We start from the raw sequence: 17,246 nt of genomic DNA on the forward strand, positions 1-17,246 counted from the left end.
TGTCTATCCTTTTACGTTTAGTCATATCCCGTATGTACGGAGCATAACGGGGCAATTGATTTAAATGCTCTGATGTTTATTATCGGTAATTTCTCTCTAAACTTGAGAGAAAAATCATTAAAAAAGTTCGCTTAAATCGTGAGTATATGTTTTCGCGACTTGCTCACCACTGCCTTTTAACTGCCCAATAATAGAGACCAATTTTTTGGCATAACTAGGGTCTGTTGCATAACCCGCTTCTTGAATACGATAAGCCGCTTGTTCAGGTGTTTGAGCCTGTGGTACTTTAGCGTATCTTGGGCTTTCAGTGAGTAATCTCAGGTAATCTTGAATTGCTTCAACATAAGAGCCATAAACACGGAAATTATCACGGATCTTGATAGATTTACCGTCTATCACTTCCGTTGTCATAATATTGGTGACAGGCCCTTTCCAATTACCCCCTGCTTTAATACCAAATAGGTTATAACTTGGCTTACCTTCACCTGTTAAAATTTCGCGTTTACCCCAACCCGATTCTAAAGCAGCTTGAGCAACAACTAACAAATGATGAACACCTGTACCTTCTGTTGCTTGTTTCGCTGGGCCTAGTAATCTAGATGCAAAAGATGTACTACTTTCAGATAATCCTTTTAACTTACCAATCGTACTTTCAAATGCGGTTTGATAAGGTTTCATTGCGCGATAAACCTGTTCTAGCGCTTGTGTTGGCATTGATTGGAAAATATCAGTGTTATCAAGTGGCATAGGTGTTTTGCCTGCCATTTCACTAGGTTCAAGCGTCACATTAGCTGAAAGCTGTTTTTCAATCATGTCAGCAAATCCCAATCCTTTTTTTGCTAAGTCTTGGGAGATTTGTTGATCATATAAAGAGGTATACATTTTGGTGCTTTCTGAATTAAACATGCTTTCTTGAGGAATCGCTTCTCGCATGCTTTTTAACATCATTTGGACAAAGACGCCCTCAAGTTGCTGCGCCACTTGGCGCAGTCCTTGTTTATCGTTACTTTGTCCAACCTGATATTTGAGTTTATTCAGTGCATTACTGTCATATGCCGGTGAAGAAATGTTTGGCATAGAAGATAGCATTGATAAATCTTTCATCAGATAATCTCCAATCTCGCACGTAAACAACCCGCACTTTCCATCGCTTGTAATATCGACATTAAATCGGTTGGCGTTGCACCCAATGCATTTAATGTGCGAATAACTTCATTGAGGCTCGCACTTGCGTTTACTTTTTGTAACGAACCACCTTGTTCATTCATATTAACGGTTGTATTACGTGTCACGACTGTACTACCACCCGCAAATGGCGTATCAGGTTGGTTCACGTTTACTTGACTATCTACAGTAACGGATAAGTTGCCTTGTGCAATTGCACAGTTTCCTAGCGTCACATCACGATTCATTACAACGGAACCTGTTCTTGCGTTTAAGATAACTTTTGCATCTGCAATAACACGTTTAATATCAAGGTTTTGTACTTCCGCTAAAAAGCGCACTTGTTCACTTTTACCAATAGGGACTCGTAATTGGACAGTACGAGCATCCAATGGAACAGCCGTACCTACGCCACGTAATTTATTGATAGCATCGGAGATAGTTTGCGCTAGCGTAAAATTCTCTTCATTAAGCTGTAAATTTAATAATCCCGCTTGACCAAATTGAGACGGTAATTCGCGTTCAATCGTTGCACCATTACTTATTCGGCCACCTGCTAATTGATTGACTTTAACGCTATTTCCACCCGCTGAAGCACCAGCTCCCCCGACAAGGATATTTCCTTGAGCAAGAGCATAAACTTGGTTATCGACTCCTTTTAATGGAGTCATTAGCAACGTGCCTCCACGTAAGCTTTTTGCATTACCTAATGAGGAAACAACCACATCAATAGCTTGTCCTGAACGACCAAAAGCCGGTAATTTTGCCGTTACCATTACAGCTGCAACGTTTTTAAGTTGCATATTTGTACCTGGTGGTACTGTAATACCTAGCTGTGAGAGCATGTTATTCAGACTTTGCGTGGTAAACGGAGTTTGCATTGTTTGGTCACCCGTTCCATCTAACCCCACCACTAAACCATAACCAATCAGCGCATTTTCTCTCACACCTTCAACGGAAGTGAGATCTCTGATCCGTTCGGCATGAGCGGAAAAGCCGACACATGTCATCACGATAAAGAAAAGGCTAATCGCTATTTTTTTCATCTAGAACCTACTCATTAAAAAGGTGATACATTTAAGAAGAAGCGTTGTAGCCATCCCATTGATTGAGCTTCATTGATATAACCATCTCCGATATATTCAATGCGAGCATCAGCAACTTGGGTTGAATTGACAGAGTTTGCCGCACTGATTGTGCGTGGATTAACAACGCCTGAAAAACGAATAAATTCCGTTCCCTGATTAATAGATATCTGTTTTTCACCTATTACATGTAAGTTGCCATTTGCTAATAGCTGATCGACCGTTACCGTAATGGTACCTTTGAAGGTATTATTCGCATTAGCGCCACCTTTACCACCAAAGTCACTATTGCCTTCCATACCCATGTCAGCACGACTATTACCAAATAACCCTTCCATAAAACGAGGTGTAATTGATGCAAGAAAGCCTGCTTTGCCATTTCGGCTAGCATTAGCTGATGAATTTTTACTCGCGCTAACATTCTCTTGCAATGTAATCGTTAATGTATCACCTATATTTCTAGGTCGTCGGTCTTCAAATAAGGGTTGATAACCAAAATAAACGGGTTGAGTTGCCTGAAAAATAGAGCCATTAGGTGCAGGTGCCATTGGTGCTGTTGGAACTGCCGTCGTACTTCCTTCTACCAAGGGTTTTCTTGGTAGTTGTGCGCATCCTGCTAGTGTCAGTACCAACAAAGCTGTACTTAAACGTTGGTGACGACGCCATCTGACACTAAGCTTTTTTGCCCCAAGATTGTCAGTAATGACCTTTGTATCCATCTTCGATACTCTTTTAGTAATGCGCCTGACAGAATGCTGTCAGGCAAATAAACCAATGAAATTAAAGCTGAGTCAGTTTTTGTAACATCTGATCGGATGTTGAAATCGCTTTACTATTAATTTCATAAGCACGCTGAGTTTGGATCATATTGACCAACTCTTCAGCCACATTGACGTTTGATGTTTCAACATAACCTTGATATAGCAAACCAGCGCCATTAATACCCGGTGCATTTTCTGTTGGAGCACCTGAACTCGCTGTTTCTAAGTAAAGGTTTTCACCCACACTTTCTAAGCCACTGTCATTAATAAAAGTAGTCAGCGTTAGTTGTCCCACTTGCTGTGGTGCGGTAGAACCTTCAATTTCAACACTAACAGTACCATCTCGACCAATCGTCACTTTTTTCGCCGTTTCTGGCAGAATAATCGCAGGGACTATTTGGAAACCACTTGTTGTCACTAATTGTCCATTTTGATCCATTTGAAATGCACCATCACGGGTATAAGCATCAGTACCATCAGGTAGTTGAACGTGGAAGAACCCTTGCCCTTTAATCGCCACATCACGTGTACCATTTGTTGGTGCTAAGTTACCTTGGCTGTGTAAACGCTCAGTGGCGACAGGACGAACACCTGTACCAATTTGTAAACCAGAAGGCGCATTGGTTTGTTCAGATGTCATAGCTCCTGGTTGGCGAATAGTTTGATATAGTAAATCCTCGAAAACGGCACGTTGGCGCTTAAAGCCATTAGTGCTGACGTTTGCGAGGTTGTTGGAAATCACATCCATGTTAGTTTGTTGTGCATCCAACCCAGTTTTAGCAATCCATAAAGAACGGATCATCGTCATCCCCTTACACTAATTAACTCATTGATAGCAATTGGTTAGCTCGTTGAGCATTATCGTCTGCACTATGAATAATCTTCATCTGCATTTCGAAACGTCTTGCATTTGCTATCATATCGACCATGGCTTCTGCTGGATTAACGTTACTGCCTTCAAGCACTCCTGCAAATACCTTAATGGTGTCATCTGCTGGTAATTCACCACCAGCACGCTCAGTACCTTGTGGCGAAAGATGGAATAATCCATCATCACCACGCACTAAATCATTCTGTTCAGGTTTAACCAATTTAAGACGACCAATCTGACCCAACATTTTCGGTGGATCAGTCGGGACATGTGCTGTCACAATACCATTATCGGCAATACTGACATCAGCTTGAGGAGGGACTTCTATCGCACCATTATCCCCCATTAATAAGCGTCCATGAACTATCAACATGCCGTCAGCATTACGTTCAATATTACCGTTACGTGTATATGCTTCAGTGCCATCATCAAGTTGAACAGCGAGATATCCGCTATCACTTAATGCAACGTCCATAGCTCGACCGGTATAATTCATCGTTCCTTGGCTTTGATCGCTACCTGGTGTTGACTCTACTGTTAATGTACGTGTTGGTAAGGTATCACCCTTTACAGGAACGGCGCGCATGGCACTAAGCTGTGCTTTAAATCCTGGCGTTGATGCATTTGCTAAGTTATTCGCGACAACCGATTGATTTTCCATCGAATGCCTAGCGCCGCCCATTGCGGTATAAATCACATGATCCATAACAGATTATTCCCCGCGTTATTAACGCATACTAACCAGAGTCTGCAGGATTTGATCCTGTGTTTTAATGGTTTGTGCATTTGATTGGTAGTTACGTTGAGCAACAATCATATTGACAAGCTCTTGGCTCATATCAACGTTAGATGCTTCTAATGCATTATTAGTTAATTTGCCAAAGACACCCGATCCCGCTACACCCACAATAGGTGAACCTGAACCATTAGTTTCAGACCACATATTGTCACCTTGAGAATTTAATCCCCCTGGATTTGCAAAGTTAGCTAATGCAATTTGACCTACAACTTGGCTTTGTTGGTTAGAATAAGTTGCCATAATAGAGCCATCAGCTTCAATACGGAAATTGGTGAATTCACCCGCTTGATAACCATTTTGTGCGAGTTTGGAAACGCTAGATTCTGCTACTTTTTGTTGTGAACTACCATTAAAGTTCACCGCAATATTCATTGCTTGTGAACCTTTAAAAGAAGTGGAAGTAAACGCGTTGATTTTAGTGGCCGCTTCATCAAGTACACCATTATCTTTATAAACTAATGTACCTAAATCTTTTGGTGCATCACCTGTCGTGACATCTTGAGCATGAACCTGCCATTTATTATCGTCCGTTTTCACAAAAAATAAGTTAATGTTATGCTCATTACCTAAACTGTCATAGGTGGTCGAGTTTGTACTCCAGGTATAAGAGTCATTATCTTTAGGATCAAAAGGATGTGTTATTGCATCCACTTTCTCTTCACCTGAGTTTAAGTTAACCGTTATATCCAATTTATCGGTTGCACTTGCATTCATCATATCAGTCGGAATGATGATAGGTGTTGGTGTTGCACCTTTTTGTACAACATTTTTACCATCGACGCTTTGAACTGGATAACCGGTAATACGCATACCTTGCATATTGGTCAGATAACCATTTTTATCTTTACCGAATTCACCATTACGAGAATAAAAAACGCCGCCATTACTGTCTTCAATACGAAAAAAACCACCACCTGAAATCGCAACATCCGTTGGACGATTAGTGGTTGTGATATTTCCATCTTTAAAGTTTTGGCTAATACCCGCAACTTTAACACCAAGACCCGCACCAGAACCTGCAAATACGTCAGCAAAAGAGACATTTGCACCTTTAAAGCCGTAGGTTGCTGAGTTTGAAATATTATTACCGATAGTATCTAAATTCGCAGCTGCTGCATTTAGACCACTTACTGCTTGAGAAAAGGACATGCGCCCTCCATATTGAATATGTGTTGATTAAAGAACCTGACGAATTTCATCCAATGAAACAGTATTACCTAAGCCGACATCAAGCCTCGCTTCACCGTTTACCATGGACACACTATTCACCAGCGCATAATTTAGAGTCTTCATAGGAACTTGAGCATCATTAAGCGTGGCGTTAACGGTAAATTTATAACTTCCAACAGGCACAGGATCGTCATTTTCATCAGTACAATCCCACGAAAAGTTATAAACATCCGGTAGCATCTTTTTATCCATTTTGATTGTGCGAACCGTTTCACCATTTTTATTTGAAATAGTGATGGTAAGAGAATCAGTAGGACTAAGTAATTCAAAACCAAAAGGTGTTGAAAAAAGGTGGTCACCTTCTGTGGTAGGTGTATCAGTCGCGTCAGTTTTATAGGTGCCCAATTTTTCGCGGGTTTTCTCGTGGGGTGTATCAGGTGTTTTGTTATCACCAGATACATCCGTTTCACCTTTACCATCTGTTGGTTGAAACACAACAATTTTGTCGCCTGATACCATGACACCGCGCCCAACTAACGAAGATGCACGCAATGCTTGGCTTTGATCAATTTGCCCCACTATGTTATTAACCGTTTTATTTAGCTTTTCGATACCTTCAACGGTTGATATTTGAGCTAACTGTGTTGTTAGTTCATTATTTTGCATTGGATTAGTGGGGTCTTGATTTTTCATCTGAGCGATAAGAAGATTGAGGAAATTTCCTTTAATATCATCGCTACCATTCTTTTTAGTATGGTAAGAAGAAGGTGCTTCCCCAACAATCGTATTATCATAAGGTTCATTCATTGAGGCAGAAATACCCACAATTTACGCTCCTTATTGACCAATCATTAATGTTTTTTGCATCAGTGATTTTGCCGTATTCATCACTTCAACATTGGCTTGATAACTTCTTGATGCAGAAATCGTATTTACCATTTCACCGACAACATCAACATTGGATTTACGTACATAGCCTTTTTCATCAGCAAATGGATTTCCTGGTTGATACTCCAAGCGAAAAGGCTCAGGAGAATCAACAACATCAGTAACGCCAACACCACCTATTTCTTGGCCAGCAGCGGCTTTTAGTTGAAAAACAACTTGTTTAGCACGATAAGGCTCTCCATCAGGACCTGTCACGCTGTCAACATTAGCCATATTGCTGGCACTAACATTTAAACGTTGTGATTGAGCCGAAAGTGCTGAACTTGAAATATCGAAAATACTAAATAAAGACATACTCTTTATCCTTGTTGCAATACAGCCATCATGCTTTTAACTTGTGAATTAATAAATGTCACATCAGCCTGATACTTAAGGCTATTATCAGCAAAATTACTACGTTCCATATCCATATCAACCGTATTACCATCCATCGCTGTTTGATGTGGAACACGATAAAGTAAGTCAGCCTCTAATCGATAACCTGGCTTAATCGGAATATGTCTGTCTGATGTCATCGCTAATTGAAGCCCATGACTACCAGTGCGTCCGTTTTCTATGGTTTTTTTCAATTCTGAAGCAAAATCAATATCTCGAGCCTGGAAACCTGGCGTATCTGCATTGGCGATATTCGCAGCTAAAATTTCTTGGCGTTTATTGTGTAATGAAAGTGCTTCTTGTTGAAAATGAAACGTGTTTTCTAATTTATCGAGCATCTTCTATCCTTGGTGGCTATGCCACATACCTCAGCTGATAAAACAATTTCAGTTGATAGAATAATCGCTCAAAAAAAAGATGATTGGAGGAATAGACGTAAATTGGATTGCTATTTATGCGTTTAAGGTCAGTAAAGACAATGTACACTACTGTTGCTAAATAAGTACAAATTCATAATTAGCGTATAAATACAGTAAGGTGACACAAACTATGTCAGTAAGAACTTATATCGGTCTTTTTGCTTTTTTCTTTATGGTGAATACAAGCTTTGCTAAATCACTACCAGAAGAGTTGCAAGATTTCTTTGTTACGCTGCATCAGCCTAGCGATAAAGTCACGGTATCTGTTTTAACGTCTGAAGATAAATGGCCTGTTTGTCAATACCAAGAAATACAGCGTCATGCTGGTTCGCGTAATTGGGGTCGATTATCTATCCCTATTCAATGCGATAATCAACGTCGTTTTATTCAAGTTGATGTGAGTGTGAATGGGCAATATTTAATGGCGAAAAAAAATATTAGTCGTGATGATAATATTAAAGAATCAGCAATTACACTCACAACAGGTGCACTTGAAAAATTGCCTTATGATGTATTGCGCGATCCCGTCCTTATTAAAAATGCGATTGCAATGAGACAAATTTCAGCGGGAAAACCGTTAACCTCAACGATGATACGTCGTCCTTGGTCAATTTTAGCAGGACAAACCGTCACCGTATTTGCACAAGGTCCCCATTTTCAAATACGTTATGAAGGTAAAGCCATTAATAATGCAGTAGAAAATGAAACAATTAGAGTAAGAGTCAAATCAGGTCAAATTGTCACGGGTGAAGCACTAGAAAATGGCACTGTTCGCGTTCCACTTTAAACACTAAAGTTTTTAGCTTAACCGCCGATATAAAGAGTAAGATGATAGGCGAAAACACATAGGTTGTTTACAATGGCTTCATCTGACGATTAATTGACGCCTAACAAAGGATTTTCCTATGAGTATTGAACGCACAAATCCACTACCTCCGATTAACGCGGTTTCTCAACGTAACCTAAATGAAGGTACACAAGGAACACGTAAAGCAGGATCGACTGGACAAAAAACATCTACGGGTGATATTTCCGTAAAGCTGAGTGAAGCACAGAAAAAACTTGTTCAACCTGGAAATAAAGACATTGATGTTGAAAAAGTGATTCGTTTAAAAGAAGCGATCGCTAATGGAACATTAACCATGGATAGCAGCAAAATCGCTGATGCGCTATTTCGCGAAGCTGCTGAAAGCATAACTCAATAAAAATTTAACGATTATGATGGAAGAACTCCGCCAGACCTTAGATCTTCAATTATCACAGCTAAATGCCATTGCGGGTATTTTACGAGCTGAACAACAGTTATTATGTGCAGGCACAATTGATATCAATGCACTTCATGAAATAACTGAACAGAAGAATTTTGTGTTGTCGGCTTTAGGTCATACAGACCAACAGCGTCACATACAAAGCCAACAAGCAGGTATTGATAAACCTTATGATGGTCATCCATTTTTATCTGATTTATGGATACAGATAATGGATATTACGGCAGAGTTAAAAAATCTTAATCATCATAACGGATTACTGTTAGAACAACATATTTCACGCAATAGTGAAGCTATTGAATTTTTGAAAAAAAACCACAGCCCAACACTTTATGGCGCTGATGGACAAGCACAGCATTCCCTATTAGCGGGACGTAAAATTCAAGTTTAATCGTGAATACTCTTCAATATTTTCAAAATACTAGAATATCTCAATAATGCGCTATGAGTAGTTTTAATAGCGCATTATTTTTATCTATTTATAAGATTTAAATCATATTAATAGAATTTAAAATTGTGATTTTTTAATATGAACTTTTTTCTGATTTTCCTTACTTATATTAATCACACGGCCTTTAATAATATTAATTTTATCTTTACTTAATTCATTATGAATCATACCTTTCAGTTCTACATTATCTGTTGCGGAAATATTTAATATTGACTGATTAGATAACATAGTTCCTCCAATATCATGGATGAAATTACGTGAAGTAGAATTCATTACGGTATGTTCTAATCGTACATAACCTTTGTTTATAAAACTCCCATCTTTTAAATCAATATTTAAATTTGAATTATAAGCGGTAAAACGTGCCCCTGGCGCATTTATCATCATTGTAGATTTAATATTATTATCTTTCTTTGAAAAATCATGGTCAGGATAGTTAACTGAAAGTACATCTAAATATGATTTAATGCGACCACTTAGTAAATTAAACTCCCCCAAATTTAATAATTTACCAGGAGCATTGTAATTTATTTCACCTATATTTGAAACACCTAAATTAATAAAATTAGCATCCTTTGCTAAGTAGTTAAAAAGTCCAATATTAAGTATTGCTAAATTATATGTTATTAATTCCCCTTTATTATATCCTGATGACATATCTGGCTTAGATAAATAATTATTTTCAATATTATGAAAAAAACTTAAGGTGTTAGCATGAAAATTAACATTATTCATAAATAACACTCTGTTAGATATAAGATTAATATTATCAAAAATAAACTTATGATCATCAATATTTTCATGACTAAAAATAATGTTACCTTTATCCGATATTTTATATTTTCCTACATTGAGTTTATCACTTTCGCCATTAATTAAGGTTACATTTTGAATATCATTAAATGAACAATCTGAACAATGAATACCATTAGGGTTTGCAACAATAACATTAGCCATTCTTCCAAGAACCGAAATATCCCCTGCCAACTTTGATTTATTTAAAGAAGTAACTTCATTAACAATTAAAGTCGCATTTGTATCTTTAGAATTATTAAACACTGCTCCGTGCTTATCAACATTAAATTGAGAATAATAATTATGAGAGACTCCCTTAATATCTGATTTTTCTATATCTATAATTGCTTTACCATTCTCATAATTAACAGCAAGTTTATTAGATAGCTTTTCATCTTTACTTATTAACGCTTCTGAAAATGCAGAAAGAGGGAAAAATAAAGACGTTGTTATAATTAAATAACTCGTTTTTTTAATAAAAATACTCATATTATTACCATAGTTAAATTATAAACAAACAAATAATATTTATTCTTACAACCAAATCAAACGAAATAAAAAAATATTTGGCGTGTATTATTATTAATTGTTTTTATTATTTTTAATATTATAAATAAAACATTTCATTTTTAGTAATATATGATAATTATTTTCACCATAAAGGGAGTGATTTTTATTATAAAAACAAATATGCACCTTTATTATCTAAAATAAAGTTTTTTTAGCCCTGTTAATAGCTGATTTATATTTATTATTTGATTAAAATAAACCTTACTATATTAAATAGTATAAAATATATAGATAATACAAAATATGGCATTAAAAAAACCTCATAACAAATATGAGGCATGTTTAATAATATTTATTATATAAATGAAAAATTTATGTACTACCTGAAGAGTTTAGATTTATTTTACTATAAGTTATATCAATTACTTAGTACAAAATTTCTTCTGAAGTCAATACTATTTAAATCAATTTTAGTATTATCAGATAACTCTGTTTTATCCTTTAACTCTACATCATATGTTCGACTAATTTCATTTTTAATATCGATATAGATAGAATTAAATTCAACTATTGATTTTGCCAACCTAAGCTTATCTATTTCTATATCATCAGCATCAATCATAAATCGAAAAAAATAACAAAGAAAGTAATAAAAAGATAAATAACGAAGTTTTTTATCAAGATCATTATAATAATAAATGGAGGAAGCAGATTCGTACAATCTATCTTAAATTTAGATTATTCATCTATTATATCTAGGGATTTTGTTTCAACTATTTCATGTAAATATTCACCGTTTAATTTAATATTAGAATATGAAGTAGTTTCAGCTTTATATGGCATATCTAAAGTACCTATTACATCTAATTTGCCTATTAATTTTAAATCCCCTCTTAATACCAACTCTCCACCTCCTTTAACAAGATCAAAAATCTCCATATTACGAGACATCATTTTAACTGACGAGTTATGATATTTAAAATTATCAATTATTGCCGTATCGCCTTCAGCAATAAAACTAGAATCAACTATTTTAGTTTCGCCTTTAATTTCATAAGTACTCGGCGAAAAAGCCTTCATATTCTCAATAGATACAATGCTGTCTGTCATAAAGTTCGAGTTTTTAGCACTCACCTTAGCCGATGTGTTATTTATTTTTAATGATGAATCATCTGAGCGATAAAAACCAGCCATATCAAATTCAAAACTACCTCTTTCTTTATTTTCTATATTTCCTTTATCATCATTAATAGTCATACTCCCATTATGGGTAAATTTATATCCTCTACCTATAAAATGTGTTGCATTTAATTTACCATTATTAGTAACTTCAGAGTTGCCAAAATAAATATTTATTTTTTTCGCCTTTATTTCAGTATCTTTACCTATGCTTGCTTCTTTGATAGTTTCTATTTTGTCACTTCCTATTCTCCATGTATTGAAATTCATTCTATTCAACCCCATAGTAATATTCATTTTTTCAAGGTCAAACTTCCCTCTTTTAATCTCAATATCATTAGAAATGATGGCAAAAACTCCCATTTTAGAAATAAAGTTTTTTTGATTATTTATATTAACATTCACCTTACCATTTAAGGATACATCAAATATTGCAGAGTTTTTATTTTTGCTACTACCTGTAATAAATATCACCTTATCTAAATTTGAAAATGAACAATCATTAATACAATCAATACCATTTGGATTAGCAATAATTAATTGCGCTTTTTCACCTTTGATATCAATATCACCTGCAATAATAGATTTTACTTCTGATACGACTTCATTAATAATAAGGCTAGCGCCTGCACTTTCATTAGCAAACTCAATACCCTCAGATGCAACATTAAATTTATCATAATAAATATGTGAAACACCTTCTGTAGCATTAGGAACAATAATTACATCCTTTCCATCTTTATAAAATGGTGTATTTTCAATAGGAATTAAATCTGTATAAACCTCTGCATCTGGAGAACGTTTTGAAATAACAATATCAGATTCTGCCAAACAAGATTGAGAAACTAACAAAGAAAGTAATGATACGGTAAATAACGAAGTTTTTTTCATATAACGCCCTTAAATATAAATAAATGAATTACAAATTTATTACATTAATAAGACGCTTACTTTAAATAATTAAAAATTTTTTTATATTATAAATAAAACATTACATATATTAAGTATTAGTAAACGAACATTAGTTTAGTGAATTTTCTACCTATTAAAGGTACTATGGATTGATAAAAATATAAACCTCATACCAAAATATGAGGTTTATATAGAAGACAAAAATAATGTGGTTTTGTTAGTCTTTATTTTCGATTATTGAGGTTGTCCACCAATCATCGATGTCATACGAATACGACGACCTTCGCTGATTTCCATATTCGAAAGTACAGCCAATTGAGGTAAGCTACGGCGTAAAAAACGTGAAAGCAACGAACGAAGAGCATGATTAACCAATAACACTGATACACCACCTGACATTTCTTGATGACGCACAGCATCTGCTGCTTGTTGCTCTATATTTTCAGCAAGCCCTGGTTCTAATCCACCACCACTTTGCATTGCTTGCAATAATAGACGCTCTAAACTCGCATCTAAACCAATAACCTGAATTTCATCTTTATCACCAAACCAGTGCTGAGTAATCGCACGACGAAGTGCAACGCGAACGACAGAGGTCAATTCAGCAGGATCTTTTTGCTCTGGTGCATGCTCTGCAAGCGCTTCAAGTATTGTTCTCATATCACGAATAGGGACTTGTTCTGAGAGTAGATTTTGCAATACTTTATGCAATACCGTTAATGACAACATATCTGGGATCATATTTTCAGTCATTTTAGGTAGTTCTTTGCTTACCCTATCAAAAAGCATTTGTGCTTCTTGGCGACCAAATAACTCAGCGGCATATTTTGTTAAGACATGATTAAAGTGTGTTGCAACGACAGTACTTGCAGCAACAACCGTATAGCCTTGTACTTGAGCTTGCTCTCTTAAACTATCATCAATCCATATTGCTGGTAAGCCAAATGCTGGCTCTTGAGTAATATCACCTTCAAGTGATCCCACTGCATTGCCTGGATTAATTGCAAGCCAGCGGCCTGGATGTGCTTCACCGTGTGCGATTTCAACCCCTTTCATTAATATACTGTATGCAGAAGGCTTTAATTCCATATTGTCACGAATATGGATAACAGGTGGTAAATATCCCATTTCTTGGGCAAACTTTTTACGAATACCACTAATTCGTCCTAGAAGCTCACCATTTTGTTGATTATCCACCATAGGAATTAAGCGATATCCCACTTCCATCGCAAGAGGATCTTCAAGTTGTACATCTTCCCATGATGCCTCAACAACACGGTTTTGTTTTTCAACTTGTTCCATTTCTTTTTGTTGTTGCACTTGTGGATTTGCATTACGACGTAAGATGTACCAACCTAATCCCGCTAATGCCATAGTGAATAGTAAAAAGACAAAGTTTGGCATACCAGGGACTAACCCTAATAAACCTAACACTGCCGCAGTAAGAATAAGAACACGAGGATTATTAAATAACTGTGTGACCATCTGTTGGCCAACGTCTTCATCAGTTGCAACACGGGTGACGATAACACCGGCTGCGGTTGATATAATCAACGCTGGAATTTGTGCAACAAGACCATCACCAATAGTTAATAAGGTATACGTGCTAGCGGCATCATTAAGAGGCATATTATGTTGAGCAACACCCACAATAAGACCACCAACCACGTTAATGACAAGGATCATTAAACCTGCAATAGCATCACCACGAACGAATTTACTTGCACCATCCATAGAACCATAGAAATCAGACTCTAAAGCAACCTCTTTACGGCGTTTTTTCGCTTCTTCTTCATCGATAATGCCCGCATTTAAGTCAGCATCAATCGCCATTTGTTTTCCTGGCATTCCATCTAATACAAAGCGTGCACCAACTTCTGCAATACGCCCTGCACCTTTGGTAATAACCATAAAGTTGATCAATACCAAAATAATAAAGACCACAATACCAATCGCGAAATTACCACCCACCAGGAAGTGACCAAATGCTTCAACAACACGTCCAGCAGCCGCAGGCCCTGTATGACCATCCATTAAAATAATACGCGTAGACGCAACGTTTAACGATAAACGTAATAGTGTGGTAAATAATAAAATAGTAGGAAATGCAGCAAAATCTAAGGTACGTCGTGTGAACATAGCCACTAACAATACCATGATGGAAAGTGCGATATTAAAGGTAAATAATAAATCTAATAGAAAAGGTGGCAATGGTAATACCATCATAGACAGTATTAATAAAATAAGTACTGGTCCTGCCAGCACTTGCCACTGAGAACCTTTCCAATTTCCCGGCAAGCGGAGTAATGAGGCCAAATTAGCCATGACGATTATTCTCTCCAGCAAAGTCCAGTGCGGCAGGCACTGGCAAGTTCATAGGTTGTTTAGGTTTTAAACCACCTTCGGTTTTCCATCGTTTCAATTGATAAACCCAAGCTAACACCTCTGCAACAGCTGCATAGAGCGTTGAAGGAATAGCTTGACCTATCTCACTGTGACGATATAACGCCCTAGCTAGCGGTGGCGCCTCTAGAAGCGGAATACGATTTTCTGCACCAATCTCTTTAATTTTTAGTGCAATAGCTCCAGCACCTTTAGCGATGACTTTGGGTGCTGTTAATTTGTCGTTATATTGCAAAGCGACAGCATAGTGAGTCGGGTTAGTCACAATAACGTCAGCTTTAGGAACATCAGACATCATTCTGCGACGAGACATGGCATGTTGCTGTTGGCGAATACGTGCTTTTAGTTGAGGGTCACCTTCTTGTTGCTTAAATTCGTCTTTTATTTCTTGGCGTGTCATACGAAGTTTTTTCAAGTGGCTACGAATTTGAAAAATAATATCGAAAGCAACCATTGGAATAAGCATAAAAACCGTAATATAAACGGCAAAAATTAATAAATGCATCGCATTAGCTAACGCGTTTAAAGGTGACAAGGTGATTAAATGTAAAATATCATTCCAGTTGTGCCACAAGAAAATCGTAGCGGCTAATCCCACAAAAAGAGATTTCAATATTGCTTTAAAGAGTTCAGCTAATGCATTCATGGAAAAAATACGTTTTAAACCAGAAAATACATTCCATTTTTTAGGATCGAATTTAATCGATTTACTACTAAAATTGATACCACCTAATAACGCAGAGCCACCAATTGCAACTAAAATTAATCCTAAAAAAACAGGTGATAAGGCAAATACAGCTTGCTTGATTAAACTTCCAAAACGCGGGATAAGCAGATTCTCATTACCAATAAGGTGATGATTAAAGCTAAACCCTTCTACCAGCATTGAATACAAGCCGTGAGTGATAAATCCACCACTCATCCATAATAAACTGACGCCACCTAAGATCATTAAAACAGATGAGAGCTCTTTAGAACGAACAATTTGCCCATCTTTCTTTGCCTTTTCCCGTTTATGGGGTGTGGGGTCTTCTGTTTTTTCGAGATCGCTATCTTCAGCCACAGTTTATCCGATTTAACTATTGAGATTAAAAATCTGAATGAAATAACGTTTAGCATGACAAATTCAGCGAAAATCGATGGCTTGAACAATCGCAAATTTAAGGGGCTTTTTAGGCTATGAAAGGATAATAGATTAATTTCCTAGCAAATATTAAGCATATGAAGACTAATGATTATCATCAATAATATTAATACGGTAGGGATGGAGTAATCTTTTACAAATACTTAGAAAGTCTATAAAACAGATAATCAAAAGCCGCTTAAAAAAAGCGGCTTACTTTTTCCTCAATAGCATGTGCTATCAAAGTGTTCTTCAGTAATTTTTTATCCATAAAGTAGGCCATCCTAAAAGAGCAGAGTATAGAGTGATATACCTCCCACATATTGATATATTTCTCTTTACTCATCAGTTTATTAAAAACCGAGACTTTCTAGTAAATCATCAACTTGATCTTGATTTTTAATCACACCAGCCGTGTTTTTATTTACTTGTGGACCATTTAATAATGAATCCGTCTCTTTTTTCGCATTCGATTTTTCAATTTGATCAGCAGGAAGATTTTCCATTAAAACCATGACAAGCTGTTTTTCAATTTCTTGAACAACACTCATCATTCTTTTAATAACTTGACCGGTAAGATCTTGAAAATCTTGTGCCATCATGATTTCTAATAACTGACTGTTTGTAAAAGCCGTACTCTCAGGGATATCCCGCAAATAATTGCGGGTATCTGTGACTAATGCGCGCACATCTTTTAGCTCTTCTGGCTGTTCAAACCATTGGTCCCAACGCTCAGTTAGCTTAGTTGCATTGGCACTCAGCGCTTCTTGCTTAGGTTGCGCTGCCTCAACACAATTCAATGTACGCTCAGCGGCCTGAGCGGTCATTTGAGCAACATAATCTAGCCTTTCCCTTGCATCAGGGATAGCTTCTGCTGCTTCGGCTATTGCTTTATCCAATCCTAGTTCTCGTAAACTGTCACGTAACATTCGTGTCAATTGTCCGATCCGACTGATAATATCTGATGTCATTTCGACATTATCTTTCGGCATAATTGGATCCCCACTCATCGC

General features: G+C 36.7%; 17 protein-coding genes. 3 read left to right on the forward strand and 14 right to left on the reverse strand.

Annotation, left to right across the window (positions count from 1 at the left end):
* Nucleotides 1-117: 117 nt before the first annotated feature.
* The 9 genes from flgJ to flgB all read right to left on the reverse strand — a co-directional run bounded on the left by flgJ (nucleotide 118) and on the right by flgB (nucleotide 7,511).
* Entirely contained in the window at nucleotides 118-1,104 is a 987-nt protein-coding gene (gene flgJ / locus M983_RS02395) for a flagellar assembly peptidoglycan hydrolase FlgJ (RefSeq protein WP_066746485.1), read from the reverse strand.
* Nucleotides 1,104-2,210 carry a flagellar basal body P-ring protein FlgI gene (locus tag M983_RS02400; RefSeq protein ID WP_066746487.1) on the reverse strand — a complete coding sequence of 369 codons (1,107 nt, stop codon included), beginning with the start codon at nucleotides 2,208-2,210 and terminating at the stop codon, nucleotides 1,104-1,106. The genes flgJ and M983_RS02400 overlap by 1 nt, the downstream gene beginning before the upstream one ends.
* A gap of 14 nt (nucleotides 2,211-2,224) precedes the next feature.
* A complete protein-coding gene (locus M983_RS02405) occupies nucleotides 2,225-2,968 on the reverse strand; it encodes a flagellar basal body L-ring protein FlgH (RefSeq protein WP_066746493.1) in 744 nt (247 codons plus the stop codon).
* A gap of 61 nt (nucleotides 2,969-3,029) precedes the next feature.
* Nucleotides 3,030-3,812, reverse strand: a complete 783-nt coding sequence (gene flgG, locus M983_RS02410) for a flagellar basal-body rod protein FlgG (protein WP_066746495.1) — start codon at nucleotides 3,810-3,812, stop codon at nucleotides 3,030-3,032.
* A gap of 19 nt (nucleotides 3,813-3,831) precedes the next feature.
* Entirely contained in the window at nucleotides 3,832-4,587 is a 756-nt protein-coding gene (locus tag M983_RS02415; RefSeq protein ID WP_066746497.1) for a flagellar basal body rod protein FlgF, read from the reverse strand.
* Nucleotides 4,588-4,608: 21 nt separating this feature from the next.
* Nucleotides 4,609-5,829 carry a flagellar hook protein FlgE gene (gene flgE, locus M983_RS02420; protein ID WP_066746500.1) on the reverse strand — a complete coding sequence of 407 codons (1,221 nt, stop codon included), beginning with the start codon at nucleotides 5,827-5,829 and terminating at the stop codon, nucleotides 4,609-4,611.
* Nucleotides 5,830-5,856: 27 nt separating this feature from the next.
* The gene (locus tag M983_RS02425) at nucleotides 5,857-6,675 is read right to left on the reverse strand and encodes a flagellar hook assembly protein FlgD (RefSeq protein WP_066746503.1); all 819 of its coding nucleotides are present in this window, start codon (nucleotides 6,673-6,675) and stop codon (nucleotides 5,857-5,859) included.
* A gap of 12 nt (nucleotides 6,676-6,687) precedes the next feature.
* Nucleotides 6,688-7,092, reverse strand: a complete 405-nt coding sequence (flgC, locus tag M983_RS02430; protein WP_066746505.1) for a flagellar basal body rod protein FlgC — start codon at nucleotides 7,090-7,092, stop codon at nucleotides 6,688-6,690.
* A 5-nt stretch (nucleotides 7,093-7,097) separates the two neighbouring features.
* Complete coding sequence (gene flgB / locus M983_RS02435) at nucleotides 7,098-7,511, reverse strand: flagellar basal body rod protein FlgB (protein WP_066746508.1); 414 nt, start codon at nucleotides 7,509-7,511, stop codon at nucleotides 7,098-7,100.
* A gap of 211 nt (nucleotides 7,512-7,722) precedes the next feature.
* Between flgB and flgA the strand changes: the two genes are divergently transcribed.
* The 3 genes from flgA to M983_RS02450 all read left to right on the forward strand — a co-directional run bounded on the left by flgA (nucleotide 7,723) and on the right by M983_RS02450 (nucleotide 9,251).
* Complete coding sequence (flgA, locus tag M983_RS02440; protein WP_066746511.1) at nucleotides 7,723-8,379, forward strand: flagellar basal body P-ring formation chaperone FlgA; 657 nt, start codon at nucleotides 7,723-7,725, stop codon at nucleotides 8,377-8,379.
* A 118-nt stretch (nucleotides 8,380-8,497) separates the two neighbouring features.
* The gene (gene flgM / locus M983_RS02445) at nucleotides 8,498-8,797 is read left to right on the forward strand and encodes a flagellar biosynthesis anti-sigma factor FlgM (protein ID WP_066746514.1); all 300 of its coding nucleotides are present in this window, start codon (nucleotides 8,498-8,500) and stop codon (nucleotides 8,795-8,797) included.
* A gap of 13 nt (nucleotides 8,798-8,810) precedes the next feature.
* Nucleotides 8,811-9,251: a flagella synthesis protein FlgN gene (locus M983_RS02450; RefSeq protein WP_083954524.1), complete on the forward strand. Its 441-nt coding sequence runs from the start codon at nucleotides 8,811-8,813 to the stop codon at nucleotides 9,249-9,251.
* Nucleotides 9,252-9,368: 117 nt separating this feature from the next.
* Here M983_RS02450 and M983_RS02455 read toward each other — a convergent pair whose 3' ends face one another.
* From M983_RS02455 to cheZ, 5 genes are all read right to left on the reverse strand, one after another.
* Nucleotides 9,369-10,595: a two-partner secretion domain-containing protein gene (locus M983_RS02455; RefSeq protein ID WP_066746523.1), complete on the reverse strand. Its 1,227-nt coding sequence runs from the start codon at nucleotides 10,593-10,595 to the stop codon at nucleotides 9,369-9,371.
* 759 nt (nucleotides 10,596-11,354) lie between these two features.
* The gene (locus tag M983_RS02465; protein WP_066746529.1) at nucleotides 11,355-12,686 is read right to left on the reverse strand and encodes a two-partner secretion domain-containing protein; all 1,332 of its coding nucleotides are present in this window, start codon (nucleotides 12,684-12,686) and stop codon (nucleotides 11,355-11,357) included.
* A 255-nt stretch (nucleotides 12,687-12,941) separates the two neighbouring features.
* A complete protein-coding gene (gene flhA / locus M983_RS02470) occupies nucleotides 12,942-15,032 on the reverse strand; it encodes a flagellar biosynthesis protein FlhA (protein WP_066746532.1) in 2,091 nt (696 codons plus the stop codon).
* The gene (gene flhB, locus M983_RS02475) at nucleotides 15,025-16,173 is read right to left on the reverse strand and encodes a flagellar biosynthesis protein FlhB (protein ID WP_066746535.1); all 1,149 of its coding nucleotides are present in this window, start codon (nucleotides 16,171-16,173) and stop codon (nucleotides 15,025-15,027) included. The genes flhA and flhB overlap by 8 nt, the downstream gene beginning before the upstream one ends.
* Before the next feature lie 413 nt (nucleotides 16,174-16,586).
* Nucleotides 16,587-17,243, reverse strand: a complete 657-nt coding sequence (gene cheZ, locus M983_RS02480) for a protein phosphatase CheZ (protein ID WP_066746538.1) — start codon at nucleotides 17,241-17,243, stop codon at nucleotides 16,587-16,589.
* Nucleotides 17,244-17,246: the final 3 nt, after the last annotated feature.

The sequence above is a fragment of the Proteus myxofaciens ATCC 19692 genome, from assembly GCF_001654855.1.
Classification (GTDB): Bacteria; Pseudomonadota; Gammaproteobacteria; order Enterobacterales; family Enterobacteriaceae; genus Proteus; species Proteus myxofaciens.

Bases quoted from the DNA above. Each gene is read 5' to 3' on its own strand.
- flgJ (WP_066746485.1), bottom strand. From the start codon at position 1,104: ATGAAAGATTTATCAATGCTATCTTCTATGCCAAACATTTCTTCACCG.
- M983_RS02400 (WP_066746487.1), bottom strand. From the start codon at position 2,210: ATGAAAAAAATAGCGATTAGCCTTTTCTTTATCGTGATGACATGTGTC.
- M983_RS02405 (WP_066746493.1), bottom strand. From the start codon at position 2,968: ATGGATACAAAGGTCATTACTGACAATCTTGGGGCAAAAAAGCTTAGT.
- flgG (WP_066746495.1), bottom strand. From the start codon at position 3,812: ATGATCCGTTCTTTATGGATTGCTAAAACTGGGTTGGATGCACAACAA.
- M983_RS02415 (WP_066746497.1), bottom strand. From the start codon at position 4,587: ATGGATCATGTGATTTATACCGCAATGGGCGGCGCTAGGCATTCGATG.
- flgE (WP_066746500.1), bottom strand. From the start codon at position 5,829: ATGTCCTTTTCTCAAGCAGTAAGTGGTCTAAATGCAGCAGCTGCGAAT.
- flgC (WP_066746505.1), bottom strand. From the start codon at position 7,092: ATGTCTTTATTTAGTATTTTCGATATTTCAAGTTCAGCACTTTCGGCT.
- flgB (WP_066746508.1), bottom strand. From the start codon at position 7,511: ATGCTCGATAAATTAGAAAACACGTTTCATTTTCAACAAGAAGCACTT.
- flgA (WP_066746511.1), top strand. From the start codon at position 7,723: ATGTCAGTAAGAACTTATATCGGTCTTTTTGCTTTTTTCTTTATGGTG.
- flgM (WP_066746514.1), top strand. From the start codon at position 8,498: ATGAGTATTGAACGCACAAATCCACTACCTCCGATTAACGCGGTTTCT.
- M983_RS02450 (WP_083954524.1), top strand. From the start codon at position 8,811: ATGATGGAAGAACTCCGCCAGACCTTAGATCTTCAATTATCACAGCTA.
- M983_RS02455 (WP_066746523.1), bottom strand. From the start codon at position 10,595: ATGAGTATTTTTATTAAAAAAACGAGTTATTTAATTATAACAACGTCT.
- M983_RS02465 (WP_066746529.1), bottom strand. From the start codon at position 12,686: ATGAAAAAAACTTCGTTATTTACCGTATCATTACTTTCTTTGTTAGTT.
- flhA (WP_066746532.1), bottom strand. From the start codon at position 15,032: ATGGCTAATTTGGCCTCATTACTCCGCTTGCCGGGAAATTGGAAAGGT.
- cheZ (WP_066746538.1), bottom strand. From the start codon at position 17,243: ATGAGTGGGGATCCAATTATGCCGAAAGATAATGTCGAAATGACATCA.